Annotated in this window: 14 protein-coding genes; all 14 read right to left on the minus strand. The window is 62.2% G+C overall.

Annotation, left to right across the window (positions count from 1 at the left end; genetic code table 11):
* Window positions 1–65: 65 nt before the first annotated feature.
* Window positions 66–983, minus strand: coding sequence for a PfkB family carbohydrate kinase (locus ACW9IB_RS12870; RefSeq protein WP_457365203.1), 918 nt, complete (start codon window positions 981–983; stop codon window positions 66–68).
* Complete coding sequence (locus ACW9IB_RS12875) at window positions 976–2,442, minus strand: purine-cytosine permease family protein (protein ID WP_457413928.1); 1,467 nt, start codon at window positions 2,440–2,442, stop codon at window positions 976–978. The genes ACW9IB_RS12870 and ACW9IB_RS12875 overlap by 8 nt, the downstream gene beginning before the upstream one ends.
* Window positions 2,443–2,614: 172 nt before the next feature.
* Entirely contained in the window at window positions 2,615–3,616 is a 1,002-nt protein-coding gene (locus ACW9IB_RS12880; RefSeq protein WP_457413929.1) for an ADP-ribosylglycohydrolase family protein, read from the minus strand.
* Complete coding sequence (locus ACW9IB_RS12885) at window positions 3,613–4,326, minus strand: GntR family transcriptional regulator (RefSeq protein ID WP_457365200.1); 714 nt, start codon at window positions 4,324–4,326, stop codon at window positions 3,613–3,615. The genes ACW9IB_RS12880 and ACW9IB_RS12885 overlap by 4 nt, the downstream gene beginning before the upstream one ends.
* A 70-nt stretch (window positions 4,327–4,396) precedes the next feature.
* Complete coding sequence (locus tag ACW9IB_RS12890) at window positions 4,397–4,957, minus strand: DUF1285 domain-containing protein (protein WP_457413930.1); 561 nt, start codon at window positions 4,955–4,957, stop codon at window positions 4,397–4,399.
* A gap of 16 nt (window positions 4,958–4,973) precedes the next feature.
* On the minus strand, window positions 4,974–5,579 hold the full coding sequence (locus ACW9IB_RS12895) for a DUF4823 domain-containing protein (RefSeq protein ID WP_457365198.1): 606 nt from the start codon (window positions 5,577–5,579) through the stop codon (window positions 4,974–4,976).
* Window positions 5,580–5,779: 200 nt separating this feature from the next.
* Window positions 5,780–6,748 (minus strand): GTP 3',8-cyclase MoaA, encoded by a 969-nt coding sequence (locus ACW9IB_RS12900; RefSeq protein WP_457413932.1) that lies wholly within the window; start codon window positions 6,746–6,748, stop codon window positions 5,780–5,782.
* Between the two features lie 132 nt (window positions 6,749–6,880).
* Window positions 6,881–7,534 (minus strand): TetR/AcrR family transcriptional regulator, encoded by a 654-nt coding sequence (locus ACW9IB_RS12905; protein WP_457365196.1) that lies wholly within the window; start codon window positions 7,532–7,534, stop codon window positions 6,881–6,883.
* 445 nt (window positions 7,535–7,979) lie between these two features.
* Window positions 7,980–8,765 carry a TatD family hydrolase gene (locus tag ACW9IB_RS12910; RefSeq protein ID WP_457413933.1) on the minus strand — a complete coding sequence of 262 codons (786 nt, stop codon included), beginning with the start codon at window positions 8,763–8,765 and terminating at the stop codon, window positions 7,980–7,982.
* Between the two features lie 63 nt (window positions 8,766–8,828).
* A complete protein-coding gene (locus tag ACW9IB_RS12915; protein ID WP_457413934.1) occupies window positions 8,829–9,818 on the minus strand; it encodes a DNA polymerase III subunit delta' in 990 nt (329 codons plus the stop codon).
* The gene (tmk, locus tag ACW9IB_RS12920; RefSeq protein WP_457413935.1) at window positions 9,811–10,443 is read right to left on the minus strand and encodes a dTMP kinase; all 633 of its coding nucleotides are present in this window, start codon (window positions 10,441–10,443) and stop codon (window positions 9,811–9,813) included. The genes ACW9IB_RS12915 and tmk overlap by 8 nt, the downstream gene beginning before the upstream one ends.
* A 19-nt stretch (window positions 10,444–10,462) precedes the next feature.
* The gene (gene mltG, locus ACW9IB_RS12925) at window positions 10,463–11,596 is read right to left on the minus strand and encodes an endolytic transglycosylase MltG (RefSeq protein WP_457413936.1); all 1,134 of its coding nucleotides are present in this window, start codon (window positions 11,594–11,596) and stop codon (window positions 10,463–10,465) included.
* A 1-nt stretch (window position 11,597) separates the two neighbouring features.
* Window positions 11,598–12,413 (minus strand): aminodeoxychorismate lyase, encoded by an 816-nt coding sequence (gene pabC, locus ACW9IB_RS12930; protein WP_457413969.1) that lies wholly within the window; start codon window positions 12,411–12,413, stop codon window positions 11,598–11,600.
* Window positions 12,413–13,657 (minus strand): beta-ketoacyl-ACP synthase II, encoded by a 1,245-nt coding sequence (fabF, locus tag ACW9IB_RS12935; RefSeq protein ID WP_457413937.1) that lies wholly within the window; start codon window positions 13,655–13,657, stop codon window positions 12,413–12,415. The genes pabC and fabF overlap by 1 nt, the downstream gene beginning before the upstream one ends.
* Between the last annotated feature and the right edge of the window lie 37 nt (window positions 13,658–13,694).

Raw genomic sequence — 13,694 nt, forward strand, 5'->3', positions numbered from 1 at the left:
AAACATAATGGTGACTGACGCTCCGTCATCGCGGGCAAGCCCGGCTCCCACATTTTCAATCGGATTTATTCCGCCAGTAGAGCATCGACCTCGGCTGTGCCCGGAGACGTCGCCGGCCCCCAACGCGTTACCGCCAGCGCCGCCGCCGCGTTCGCACGACGTGCCGCTTGGGCCGGTGCCAGCCCTTGGGCCAACCCCGCAATAAACACCCCCGCATGGGCATCGCCCGCGCCGTTGCTGTCCACCGCCGTCACCTTGAAACCAGGCACGTGTTCAACCTCGCCGCCACGCCCGACCCAGCAGCCATTCGGCCCGTCGCGCACCACTCGCAAGGTCTCGGCAGGCAAGTGCCGATTCAGCGCGGGCAATGCGTTGGCAATGTCCGCCGCACCGGTGAACGCCAGCGCTTCGGGGCCATTGCTGGTCCAGATGTCGATGCGCGGCAGCAACGCCGCCATCAGCGCCGAGTCCGGCGCCTTCACCAGCGGCCCCGGGTCGAACACCACACGAATGTCCCGTGGCAGCGCCAACAGCCAGTCGAGCAGAGCCTGGGCCTTGCCTTCCAACAACAAGCTGTAGCCGCTGACGTACACGTAATCGTCGGCCTGCGGCACCCCATTCGCCAGATCCTCGGCGCTCAAGTCACCCTCGGCACCGATGTGGGAAATGAAGGTGCGCTCGGTGCTGGCTTCGGTCAGCGAAACGCACAGCCCGGTGTCCTTGTCCGTACTGGCCGCCTGGGCGATTTCCACGCCCTCGGCCAGCATCGCTGCGCGGGCCAGATCGCCGAAGCGACCATTGCCGTGGCGTCCGAGATAGACCACCGGCAGGCCGTTGCGGCGGGCGGCGGCCATCACATTGAAGCCCCCGCCGGCTTCGAAACTGGCGGATTTCGCCAGCACGTCGCCACCGGTCGCGGGCAAGGTATCAAGGGCCATGACCAGGTCGACGATGACCTGGCCGGTGTGCAGCAATCTAGACATTGGGACTCTCTACTAACGCCGGACGACGGTCAGCCGCGCCGCCCAATACCGCATAAATCCCGCCGGCCACCAGGAAGGTGACGATCCAGCCCAGGCCGTTGTGGCCCAGCCAGGAGTCGGACAATGGCCCGGCGAACCAGATGTTTTCAGCGGTGGTGCCGATGGTGGTGAAGCTGAAACCCAGCACGATGGCCACGGCCCAGGCGCCGAACGCACGCCACTCCACACCGCCGCGATACCAATAGGCGCTGCTCGGGCTGACGTCCAGCAGGTCCTTGGCGCTGTAGTAGTGACGGTGAATCAAGTCGACGACAAAGATCCCGACCCACGCAGTGATCGGCACCGCCAGCAACGAGATGAAGGTGATGAAGGGGCCGTAGAAACTGTCGGCGATCAGCATGAAGTAAATGGAACCGGCGAAAATCGCGACGATGTCGACAATCACCGCGTGCACACGCTTGACCTTCAAGCCCAGGGTCAGGGTGGTAAGGCCCGCCGAATACACCGAGAGGTTGTTGGACAGCAGCAACCCACCGAACGCGGTGATCAGGTACGGCACGGCCATCCAGGTGGGCAGCATGTCGCGGATCGCGATGATTGGGTCGGTGGCCGACGCCAGGTCATTGTTACCCACCGACAGCAGGCCGCCGAGGGTAATCAGCAACACCAGCGGAATGCCCGCGCCGAATGCGGCGGATGCCACCAGGCGCACGGCTTTCACGCTGCGGTGCTGGTAGCGCGACATGTCGGCGCCAGCGTTGGCCCACCCGATACCGGTGCCGGCGGCCATGGTGCCGATGCCGATGATCATCGCGCTCAAGGGTGCCGGAGTGGCGTTGAACACCGCGCTCCAGTCGATGGTGGCACAGAGGAAACCGCCCACCAGGATATTCAAGGCGCCGAACACGTAAGTGGCCCACTTCTGGATCACCAGCAGAGTGGCGTGGCCCAGGCCGGAAACGGACAAGGTCAGCAGCACGAAAATAGCGATGAAGGTCAGCGTCAGGATCGGGGCGCTTTTTGCCTCGACCGGGGAGTGAAACAGGATCGAACACAACGACAGCAGCACGAACGCTGCCGTGGTGGTGTTGACGGTTTCCCAGCCCAAACGCGACATCAGCGAGACCAGGGTGGGGCCGATATTGCCGCGCACGCCGAAGATGGCACGGGACAGCGTCAGGCTCGGCGCGCGGCCACGACGACCGGCGATGGAAATGATGCCCACCACCGCGAAGGAGCCGGCGGCACCGAGGATCGCGACGATGATCGCCTGCCAGATCGCCAGGCCGCGAAACGCCACCAGCGTCGCACCCAGGGGCAAGCCGAGGATGCTGATGTTGGCGGCGAACCACACCCAGAACAGTTGCAACGGATGACCGTTGCATTCCCCTTCAGGGACCGGTTCGATACCGCGTGTTTCCAATTGCCCGGCGCCTTGGCCGGAAGAAGAGGTGCTCATGAGTGGGTGCTCCTGGTGCCTGTATTGTTGTGGTTGTGGCAGAGTTCTATTGGGTCTTCCCGTCCCTGTGGGAGCTGGCTTGCCTGCGATGGCGGTGTGTCAGTCACCGATGCAATCACTCGAAGCTTGCTATCGCAGGCAAGCCAGCTCCCACAGTTCTGAGCTATGGCGGTCAACGCAATTCGAGCAACCCTTGGACCAACGGCTGCAAGTCCAGGCCATTGACCTGTTTCACCTGTTCGATCATCGCCTCGGGCCAGCACTGCATGCCGAGACATGCACCCAACATGGCGCCAAGAATCGCGGCGATGGTGTCGGTGTCGCCACCGAGACTGGCGGCCAGGCACAGGGCTTCGAACGCGCTCAGCGCGCCCACCGCCACTTGCTGGGCAAGGGCGAACGACACCACCACCGACTCCTGGGATGCGACGGAGGTGCCAATCAATTCGTAGAGCAGATCGGCGAACAGCGCCTTGTCGCCGCTGCCGACGCTCAAAGTCCGCGCCCAACTGATGCGGGTGGAAATGCGCCCACCGGCAATCCAGTGCCCCTGGTTTTCGGCCTGCTGGGCAACCTGGACACCGACGTTCAAGGCTTCGCCCAGGTCCACCCCGTTGATGCCGGCGGAGACCACTGCCGCCACTGCCGCAGCGCTGGAAATGCCCAGGGTTGTGTTGTGAGTGACCTGGCACGCCTGGATCACTGCCTGAATGAACGCTTTCGGGTCACTCACATCCGCCGCGATGCCCACCGGCGTGATGCGCATGGCGGCACCGTTGGTAGTGCCGTAGCGCCCGGACTCTTCCGGCGTGTGGCCGGCCAGGATCATGTCGATCGCGCGTTTGGTGGACGGACCCAGCAGGTCCTGGGAGCCCTTGGCGCGCATCACCGCTTCCCAGTCGATCAGGCGCTGGGCGAGTACCGTGGGCTCGATCAACCCCCGGCCTTCCACCAGCAGCTCACCCACCAGGATTGCCTGTTCGGTGTCATCGGTGATGGAACCGGCGGGCATGTTCGGTGCAATCGGCTGGTCGGCGCCGGCATCTTCCAGCGCAGTGATGACGCCGAACCGCGCCCTGACCTGCTCGCGGCTCAGGGATTGGGTAGGCATGCCCAGGGCATCGCCCAGTGCCAGGCCGTAGAAAGCGCCAAGCGCGCGAATGTCCGGGGTCATTTCGAAGCTCCAAATTGCAGGTGCAGGCGAAAGTGCAGCGGGTCGAGCAAACTTTCGACGTGTTCCATGAACCGTTCGCGACGGTCGTAGGTGGTGCGCGAGGCCTTGAGAAACACAGTGCCCGCCGGACGGCCGAGCAGTTCGGCATCTTCGTTGCTCAGGGGCTCGGCACCGATCCATTGGTCACCTTCGGCGCCGACGTAGCCGTAGGCCGCCAGAGTGATGGTCAGGGAGTTATCGATCAGGCCGACGCGCGGCAGGCTTTCCAGGCCACCAACGGCAGGCATCAGTGAGCGTTCGAGGGACACGGCGATCCCGTCGGGTGTGCGCCGCAGGCGGTCGAGGGCAATGAACTGGTCACTGCCGAAACGGCTGAGCAGATCCGCTCGGGTCACCGCTTCAAGACGCAGGATATCGGTGGTCACCCGCGCGCCGGTATCGGCCAGGGCCTGGGCCCAACCGCTGCGTTGGTCGAGCACCATGCCGTCGAACGTGACGATGGAGCCGACGCCGCTCTGGGTGGCGATGTAGTTGCGGCGCTTGAGCTCAGCCAGGGCTTCACGCAGGGTGCCGCGACTGACCGAGAACTCTTCGGCCAGTTGGTGCTCGCCCGGCAGCAGGAAACCGTCGGCCATCACCCCACCCTCGATACGGCGGATAAGCTCGTCGACGACGCGTTTTTTCTTATCAAATCGGACATGTCTAATCATGTACAAATTGATAACCGATAGCGCCCGTTTGCAGCAAGCGAATTATTTCAGGGAGATGAAAAAACCGGTCTCAGGGCTCCAGCCCAATGGGGAAAAACACCCCGCCGCTCCAGACGCCCAGCCAGTTCTGACCGTTGATCGGACGGCTTACCGCCAGTTCCACCAATTGGTAGAAAACGTTGCGATGTACCAGGGCTTCGAGGTTGGAGCGCACCCGCAGATAAGGGGAAGGCTCTTGGGTGACGGGGTCGATCACCACCCGCAGCGGGTGTTCGACGCCCGCTTCGATCGGTTCATCGACGTTGCTGGTAAAGCGCAGCACCTGCTGTTCGCCCTGCCCTTCGACCTCCAGCGTGATCGCGACGAAAGGCGCGTCATCGACGACGATGCCGACCTTTTCCACCGGCGTTATCAGGAAGTAATCGTCACCATCGCGGCGGATGATGTTGGAGAACAGCTTGACCATCGGCTTGCGCCCGATCGGCGTGCCCTGATAGAACCAGGTGCCGTCGCGGGCGATGCGCATGTCGATGTTGCCGCAGAAATCCGGGTTCCAAAGGTGTACCGGCGCCGGTCCCTTGCCCTTGGGCAACTGGGCCAACAAGTCATTGGCCTTGGCGGAATCGGTCATGGGGGTCTCCTGCGGCTTACTGATCACTCATGCCCAACAGGCCGCGGGCATACTGCGCCAGGGGGCGTGCAATCAGATCTTGTGGCTTGTTGTCGTGGAACGTCAGTAAACCGCCACGACTGCGAATTCGTGCAGTATCGATCAAATACTGGGTGCTGGTCTCGATCAACATGATCTGGATCACGCCGCTGTCCAGCCCCACGCGGTCCAGAGCCTCTTGATCAGCCCATTCATCGGCATTGCCGATACGGTCGTCAGCCGCCGCAAAACGGCAATACAACAGGTAGTGAGCACCCGCTGCGCGGGCTTCAGACATGGCCTGCTCAAGCCCTTCGGGCTGGCGGGCGCGACGCACCATGGGGAAATATTCGACGAAACCGTTGAATGCCTCTTCAGCCACCACATTGGGGCGCGGGTAAGCGCTGCCCGGCGGCACGAACGCGCCCTGGGCAATAAACACAAAGGAATCCGGCTGTATACGAACCGACGCGGTACGGCGTGTATCGCTGTGATCCAGCAACCCGGCGTCACTCATCTGATAGCGAGTGCCTTCGGCCATATCGCTGACGGTCATGCAACCACTCAGCGTCAATGACGCCAGCAACAAAACCAGACTACGCATCCCAATCCTCCAGAAGCCGGTGACGGAAAACCGGCGAATGGGCGTGAGATGCAGATTTTGCGCCACTTAGCAGCGACACCTGACAATGTGGGAGCTGGCTTGCCTGCGATTGCGGTGTATCAGTGCCGAATTTAGGGACTGACACACTGTCATCGCAGGCCTGCTCCCACAATAAAAGTGTGCGTTGACTTGAAGGGACGCTAACCGCCGATGATCTTCATGATCGTCGCACCGCCCGAGAATGCCACTTCCTGCTTGTCGCCCAGCGCTTTCATCAGCAAGCCCTGCAACGCGGGCAGCGCCTGGTGGCGAGGTTTGTCGAGCAGGTCGCCGACATAGTGGCGGTTGCTCGACGACAGGCAGCCGTGCAACCAGCCGGTGGACGACAGGCGCAGCCGCGAACAGGTACGGCAGAACGGCACGCTTTCGTTGGCGATCACGCCGAAATAACCTTTGCCGGGGATTTCATAACGAACCGCGGTCGCGTCGATCGGCGCGCTGGCTTGCAGGTATTCGTGTTGCTCGCCAATCAGGCTGAGCAGTTGCTGCAGGCTGACGAATTGCTGGAGAAACGCGTTGGAATCCTTGGCCAGGTGGCCCATGCGCATCAATTCGATGAAGCGCAACTCGTAGCCGCGCTCAAGGCAGTAGTCGAGCAACGGCATGACCTGATCCAGGTTCTGGCCGCGCAACGGCACCATATTGACCTTGATCTTGATGCCGGCGGCGCGCGCCTGGTCCATACCATCGAGGACAGTAGCCAGATCACCGCCACGGGCGATACCGCGGAAGGCATCGGCATCCAGGGTGTCGAGGGACACGTTGATACGCCGAATCCCTGCCGCCACCAGCAACGGCAGCTTGCGCGCCAGCAACTGGCCATTGGTGGTCAGACTGATATCACTGAGCCCCATCTGCCCCACGGCGCCCATAAAGGCTTCCAGCTTGGGACTGACCAGCGGCTCGCCACCGGTAATGCGCAGGCGATCAATGCCGGCGGCTTCAATCAAGTACTCCACGCCACGGGCCATGGTCTCGGCCGAGAGTTCGTCCTGGGCAGCCACCAGCCGCTTGCCATTGGGCACGCAGTAGGTACACGCATAATTGCAGGCTGAGGTCAGGCTGATCCGCAAATTGCGAAAACGCCTGCCTTGACGATCAACGATCATGGATCACTCCGGCAGAGGATAATTCGGGCGCACTAAAAGCTGACTCATAAATCAGCTTTTAGCAAGATCCTTGCCTGAGTATATTCCTGGGGCACTGCACCTGGCAGTAAATCATTAGGCCATCATCGTGGCTCAGGCCGCCGGTGTTCCAGCCGGTGGCAGCTCGGTGGTGTGCTTGCGCTTGTTGCCCATGCGCACGCCGATGTCCATCAGGAACTGGAAGAAGCCTTCCTGATCCTCCAGCACATTGCTCCAGAACGGCGAGTGATACAGCGCCACCGCACCATGGACCAGCGCCCAGGCGGCGCAATAGTGGAAATACGGTGGCACATCTTCCAGCTTGCCTTCGCTGATGCGGCCTTTGATCAGTAGGGTCAGGCGCTCGAAGTTCGAGGCACGGATCTTGTGCAGTTCCTCGACCATCTCCGGTACCTGATGGCCCTTGACCACCTTCTCTTCCAGGCGATCGAACAGGCGGTAGCGCTGCGGGTCGCGCATGCGAAACTCGAAGTAGGCCCGGGACAGAGCTTCCTTGTCCTTGTCCACATCAGCCGAATGCAGCAACTCGTTCAGGTCGCGCTCATAGTCGAGCATCAGCCGCAGGTAGATCTCGGCCTTGGACTTGAAGTGCTTGTAGATCGTGCCTTTGCCGATACCCACGGCATCCGCGATCATCTCGACGGTAACGCTGTCCTCACCCTGTTCGAGGAACAACTTGAGCGCGGTGTCGAGAATTTCCTGCTCACGGCGGCGAAACTCACGGACCTTACGGGGTTCTTTGTGCATGAGGAAGACGTCTGCAGAGGTGAATATGGGGAGGGTTGCGCAGGGCCACGGTTACGTGGCGATACGATTGACCCGGTGCGAGGGATTATCCCGACTGAACAGTCGTTGGGCAACGCCTATGTGAACAAGCTGCGCACTTTATTGCCCTCACACCAACGAATAAGCCTCTATCGGTCAGAAATAAAACGCGATATTGGGTCGTGCGCATGGGGCTAATGAGAACTCAAGCGAAGCGCGCGTATTCCAAATCTGTTTAAAAAACGACCAGTCGCGACTGGACTGAATCGGATACTGATCAATACTTCAACTGTCGGCGCGACATCTCCCCCAAGTGAAGCGTCGACCTGGGTACCGACGGACTGTGTGCCCTTGTTTTACTCCTAATGGTCTTAGCCCGGATTCACCCCCCAGAACCCGGGTTTTTTTTGCCTGCGATTTGGCAACGCTAGCCGCTTACATGGGCCAGGGGGAACAATCGTTTGAAGTTCTCGGTAGTCTGTTCGGCAAAGCGCTCATACGATTCACCGCGCAGCATCGCCAGATAATCCGCCACGTCGCGCACATACTCCGGCAGGTTCGGCTTGCCGCGATGGGGAATGGGCGCGAGGTACGGCGAATCGGTTTCCACCAGCAAACGGTCGGCCGGCACCTGGCGCGCCACATCACGCAGGGCGTCGGCATTGCGGAAAGTGACGATACCCGACAGCGAAATATAGAACCCCAGGTCCAGGGCCGCCTTGGCCATATCCCAGTCTTCGGTGAAGCAATGCAGCACGCCCGCCTGGGGCAACGCCGCTTCACGCAGCAGCGTCAGGGTATCGGCACGGGCGCCTCGGGTATGGACGATCACCGGCTTGCCGGTCTGCTGGGCGGCCTGCAGGTGCAGACGGAACGAGGCTTGCTGCAACTCGGCGGCTTCGGGCTCGTAATGGTAGTCCAGGCCGGTTTCGCCAATCGCCACCACGCGTGGGTGATTGAGCTCGCTCAACAACCAGTCGAGGGCCGGTGCCTCACCAGGCTTGAGGTCAAGCGGATGAATACCGACCGAGCAATCGACATCGGCATAACGTTCGGCAAGTGCCTTCACGTCGGCAGCGTTTTCGGCGCTCACGCCGATACACAGAAAGTGCCCGACCCCGCGCTGGCGGGCAGCCTCAAGGGCTGCGTCGAGAGAGCCGCCGTGCTGAGCGAGATCGAGGCGGTCGAGGTGGCAATGGGAATCTACGAGCATAAGAAGTTACAACTTGAGTCACGGAAAGTGCCTGGCCAACGATACACCCGTCAGCCACGGAAATTAACGACGGCCGAGCAAGCCCACCCACTGCACCAGCAGCGCTTCGAGCAACAGCACGCGATTGAGGTTGGCCTTGCCGAGGACCTTCTGACGCTGGGCGAGGATCCAGTCCTGAATGTTCAGCACCTTGTCCTGGGCACTTTTCTGCGCAAGGTATTGCACTACCTTGCGCATGTCCGGCAGCCCCAGGCCGCTTTCATCCTGGGTCAGCTGGTAGCGCAGGATCAGGCTCGACCAGTCGCAGAACCAATCGAACAGCAACAGAAGCGGCACGTCCTTCCAGGCACTCTCGGCCAATTGTGTGGCGGACTGCTCCTGCTTGAGCAGTTTTTTCACGCCCTCCACCACCAGCGCACGCTGCTCACGCACGCCCTGGGCATGCAGCTTGACCGCCGCCAGCGGCGAGCCGGCCGCCAGGGTCAGCAGCTCGATGCGCTCCTGCTCACTGCATTCCGGCAACGCCTGGCCCAGCCACTGCAAGCTCATGGCCTCGCTTGGAAGCGGGCATGCCTGCTGTACACAGCGGCTGCGGATGGTCGGCAGCAAGCGGCTGGACTGATGGCTGACCAGCAACAACACCGTATCGCCGGACGGCTCTTCCAGGCTCTTGAGCAAGGCGTTGGCGGCATTGATGTTCATCGCCTCAACCGGCTCGATCAGCACCACCTTGCGCCCGCCCATCTGCGCGGTCTGCACCACGAAACTGACCAGGTCACGCACCTGATCGACCTTGATCGCCTTGTCGGCTTCTTCGGGTTCCAGCAGGTAGTTGTCCGGATGACTGCCGGCCTTGAGCAGCAAACAGGACTTGCACTCGCCGCAGGCCTCCAGATTGACGGGATGCTGGCACAACAGGCTGGCCATCAAACGCTCGGCGAGGTCGCGCTTACCGATCCCGATGGGACCGTGCAACAAGTAGGCATGGGCATGCTGGGCACGCCCGGCCAGTTGTTGCCACAGGCTGTCTTGCCACGGATAGGCTTCAGCCACGGGCGCGCTCCAGCAGGTTTGGCAACAGGCTATCGATGGCTTGCTGCACCTGAGCCAGGGGTTGGGCAGCGTCCAGCAGGTAATAACGCGCAGGATCCGCCTTGGCACGCTCGAGGAATGCACGGCGCACGGCGTCGAAGAAGGCCTGCCCCTCCAGCTCGAAACGGTCCAGGCGACCGCGCGCACTCGCGCGGGCCATGCCCACTTCCACCGGCAAATCGAACACCAGCGTCAAGTCGGGCCGCAACTCGCCCTGAACGAACGTTTCCAGCGTGGCGATACGTGCCAGGGGCAAGCCTCGGCCACCGCCCTGATAGGCATAGGTAGAGTCGGTAAACCGGTCGCAGATCACCACGGCGCCACGGGCCAGAGCCGGGCGAATCACTTCGGCCAGGTGCTGCGCGCGGGCGGCAAAGACCAGCAGCAATTCGGTGTCCGGGTTCATCTGTTCTTCGCCCGGGGCCAGCAACAACTCGCGGATGCGCTCGGCCAGCGGCGTACCGCCGGGCTCACGGGTCAGCACCACTTCGATGCCTTCGGCGCGCAGGCGCTCGGCCAGGTAATCGCGGTTGGTGCTCTTGCCGGCGCCTTCGGGGCCTTCCAGGGTAATAAACAAGCCAGTCACAGGCAGTCCTTAGTCAGAGTCATTGCGGGCTTTGCGGCGCTGCGGTGGCCGGTGCAGGTTCGGCGGGCGCCTCAACGGGCGCCTCGACCGCTGGCGTCGGCTCATCTGTCGGCTTGGCCGCCGGTGCCGGGCTGGAACGATAATCCGCGCGACGCTTGAGCTGGAACTCGCGCACGGCGGCATTATGCGCATCCAGGTCATCAGAGAAAATATGGCTGCCGTCACCCCGGGCGACAAAAAACAGGCTGCTGCCCGGCACCGGGTTCAGTGCCGCATGAATCGCCTCGCGCCCCACCATGGCAATCGGCGTCGGCGGCAAGCCGGCAATCACATAGGTGTTATACGGGGTGGCTTCCTTGAGGTGCGCGCGGGTCAACTTGCCGTTGTAGCGCTCACCCAGGCCATAGATCACAGTGGGGTCGGTCTGCAACAACATGCCGAGCTTCATGCGCCGCACGAACACCCCGGCGATCTGCCCGCGTTCTTCGGGCACGCCGGTCTCCTTCTCCACCAGGGACGCCATGATCAGCGCCTGATAAGGGTCGGTGTACGGCGCATCGGCGGCGCGTTTGCTCCACTCCTGGGCGAGGACATCGTCGAGGCGGTTATAGGCTTTTTTCAGGAATTCGACGTCAGTCATGCCACGCACGAAGCGGTAGGTATCCGGGAAGAATCGCCCCTCGGGAAACACGCCAGGATGGCCGAGCTTGTCCATCACATCGCTGTCACTGAGGCCGGACAGGGTCTGTACGATTTTTTCATGCTTGGCCAGGGCCGAGCGCACCTGACGGAAGTTCCAGCCCTCCACCAGGGTCAGGCTGTATTGCACCACTTCGCCCCGCTGCCACAGGCCGATCAAGCCTTGCGCGGTAAGGCCCGGCGTCATGCGGTATTCGCCACTGTGCAGGGGCTGACCATCGAGGTTGAAACGCCAGTACAGACGCAGCCAGAACGCGTCGTCCAGCACGCCGTCAGCTTCCAGGCGATTGAACGTGCCCGTCGGCGTTGCCCCGGCCGGCACATCGAGCAATTGCTCCTGGGACAGATTCAAAGGCTGCTTGAGGGCAGAGTCGAGCTTCCAGGCGCCATAGCCCAGCAGCAAGCCTGCCGAGACCAGGCCGATCTGCAGCAGTACTACAAGTTTTCGTATCAACTCAAATATCCAATAGCGCGCGAACAATGCCTTGCAGTTTACGGGTGAGCGGGCCAACCGACCAGCTCATCGCAGCACACCCGCGCACCGGCCAAATGCCATAAACGCTGTTGCACACAAAGACTTCATCGGCCTGCTGCAACTGCTCGAGGCTGATGTCGGCCACGGCCACCGGGACGCCCAGCGCTTTCGCCTGGTCCAGGATCTCGGCACGCATAACACCCGCGACCCCGCAACGCGTCAGATCAGCGGTAAGTAACAAGCCGTTGCGCACTAGGAACAGATTGCTGAATACGCCTTCGATGACACGACCGGACAGATCCAGCATCAGACCTTCGGCATGCTCGGCGTCCTGCCATTCGGCGCGGGCAATCACTTGTTCCAGGCGGTTGAGGTGCTTGAGTCCAGCCAACAAGGGCTGCTCGGCCAAACGAGTGGCACAGGGAAACAGGCGGATGCCATCGGTTCCATGGGCCGGGGGATAGGTTGCAGGCGGACTGCCCTGCAAGATACGGCGCACGGGCGCGCCTGGATGGGTGCCATAACCGCGCAGGCTGTCGCCACGGGTGAGGATCAGCTTGAGTACGCCGTCGCCCAGGGCGGCGGCGTATGCCAGGACTTCACCGCGCAGCAGCTCTTGGTCCACCACCAGCGCCAGCCGCCTGCAACCCTCGTCGAGGCGTCGCAGGTGACGGTCGAGCAACACCGGTTGCCCGGTCTTGACGGCGATGGTTTCGAACAGCCCGTCGCCATACGCCAGGCCGCGATCTTTCAGGGACACTGCGTCCGCCGGATGACCGTCGACCCAGCTGTGCATCATTCGGCGAACCGGCGGAACACCAGCGAACCGTTGGTGCCACCAAACCCGAACGAGTTGGAGATCGCCACATCGATCGGCATCGGCTGCGCTTCGTGTGGCACGAAGTTCAGGTCGCAGCCTTCGTCCGGCTCATCGAGGTTGATGGTCGGCGGCGCGACCTGGTCCTTGATGGCCATGACGCTGAAGATCGCCTCGACTGCGCCCGCCGCACCCAACAGGTGGCCCGTCATGGACTTGGTGGAGCTGACCGCCAGCTTGTAGGCATGCTCACCGAACACCGACTTGATAGCCTCGGCTTCCGCCCGGTCGCCAGCCGGGGTCGAGGTACCGTGGGCGTTGATGTACTGCACCTGGTCCGTATTGACCTTGGCATCACGCAGGGCGTTGCTGATGCAACGCGCGGCGCCGGCACCGTCGGACGGAGGCGACGTCATGTGATAAGCGTCACCGCTCATGCCGAAACCGATCAGTTCGGCATAGATGGTGGCACCGCGCGCCTTGGCGTGCTCCAACTCTTCCAGCACCAGGGCGCCGGCACCGTCGGCCAGCACGAAGCCATCACGGCCCTTGTCCCATGGACGGCTTGCACGGGTCGGCTCGTCATTGCGGGTGGACAGCGCGCGCGAGGCACCAAAGCCGCCCATGCCCAGGCCACAGGCGGCCATTTCGGCGCCACCGGCGATCATCACGTCGGCTTCGTCGTAGGCAATGTTGCGTGCCGCCATACCGATGCAGTGCGTGCCGGTGGTGCAGGCGGTGGCGATGGCGTAGTTAGGCCCCTGGGCACCCAAGTGGATGGACAGGAAGCCGGAAATCATATTGATGATCGAGCCGGGCACGAAGAACGGCGAAATCTTGCGCGGGCCAGTCTCGTGCAGAATACGGCTGGTTTCTTCGATATTGGTCAGACCGCCAATACCCGAACCCATGGCCACACCCACGCGCTCACGGTTGGCGTCGGTGACTTCCAGGCCAGCATTGCGCACCGCCTGAAAACCGGCTGCCAGGCCGTATTGAATGAACAGGTCGAGCCTGCGCGACTCCTTGAGGTCGAGGTAATCCCCAACGTTGAAGCCCTTTACCGAGCCGCCAAAACGGGTGGAATAGGCAGAAAGGTCCGTGTGTTCGATCAGACCAATACCACTGCGGCCAGCCAGAATGCCCTGCCAACTGCTCGGCACATCCGTACCCAGTGGCGACAACATACCCATACCGGTGACTACGACGCGTCTACGCGACACAGCACTCTCCTTTTTCTATTGACGACTTTGCATCAGG

The sequence above is a fragment of the Pseudomonas sp. SDO524_S393 genome (assembly GCF_054071875.1).

Excerpts from the sequence above, each read along its gene's own strand:
- ACW9IB_RS12870 (WP_457365203.1), bottom strand. The coding sequence starts at position 983 with ATGTCTAGATTGCTGCACACCGGCCAGGTCATCGTCGACCTGGTCATG.
- ACW9IB_RS12875 (WP_457413928.1), bottom strand. The coding sequence starts at position 2,442 with ATGAGCACCTCTTCTTCCGGCCAAGGCGCCGGGCAATTGGAAACACGC.
- ACW9IB_RS12880 (WP_457413929.1), bottom strand. The coding sequence starts at position 3,616 with ATGACCCCGGACATTCGCGCGCTTGGCGCTTTCTACGGCCTGGCACTG.
- ACW9IB_RS12885 (WP_457365200.1), bottom strand. The coding sequence starts at position 4,326 with ATGATTAGACATGTCCGATTTGATAAGAAAAAACGCGTCGTCGACGAG.
- ACW9IB_RS12890 (WP_457413930.1), bottom strand. The coding sequence starts at position 4,957 with ATGACCGATTCCGCCAAGGCCAATGACTTGTTGGCCCAGTTGCCCAAG.
- ACW9IB_RS12895 (WP_457365198.1), bottom strand. The coding sequence starts at position 5,579 with ATGCGTAGTCTGGTTTTGTTGCTGGCGTCATTGACGCTGAGTGGTTGC.
- ACW9IB_RS12900 (WP_457413932.1), bottom strand. The coding sequence starts at position 6,748 with ATGATCGTTGATCGTCAAGGCAGGCGTTTTCGCAATTTGCGGATCAGC.
- ACW9IB_RS12905 (WP_457365196.1), bottom strand. The coding sequence starts at position 7,534 with ATGCACAAAGAACCCCGTAAGGTCCGTGAGTTTCGCCGCCGTGAGCAG.
- ACW9IB_RS12910 (WP_457413933.1), bottom strand. The coding sequence starts at position 8,765 with ATGCTCGTAGATTCCCATTGCCACCTCGACCGCCTCGATCTCGCTCAG.
- pabC (WP_457413969.1), bottom strand. The coding sequence starts at position 12,413 with ATGCACAGCTGGGTCGACGGTCATCCGGCGGACGCAGTGTCCCTGAAA.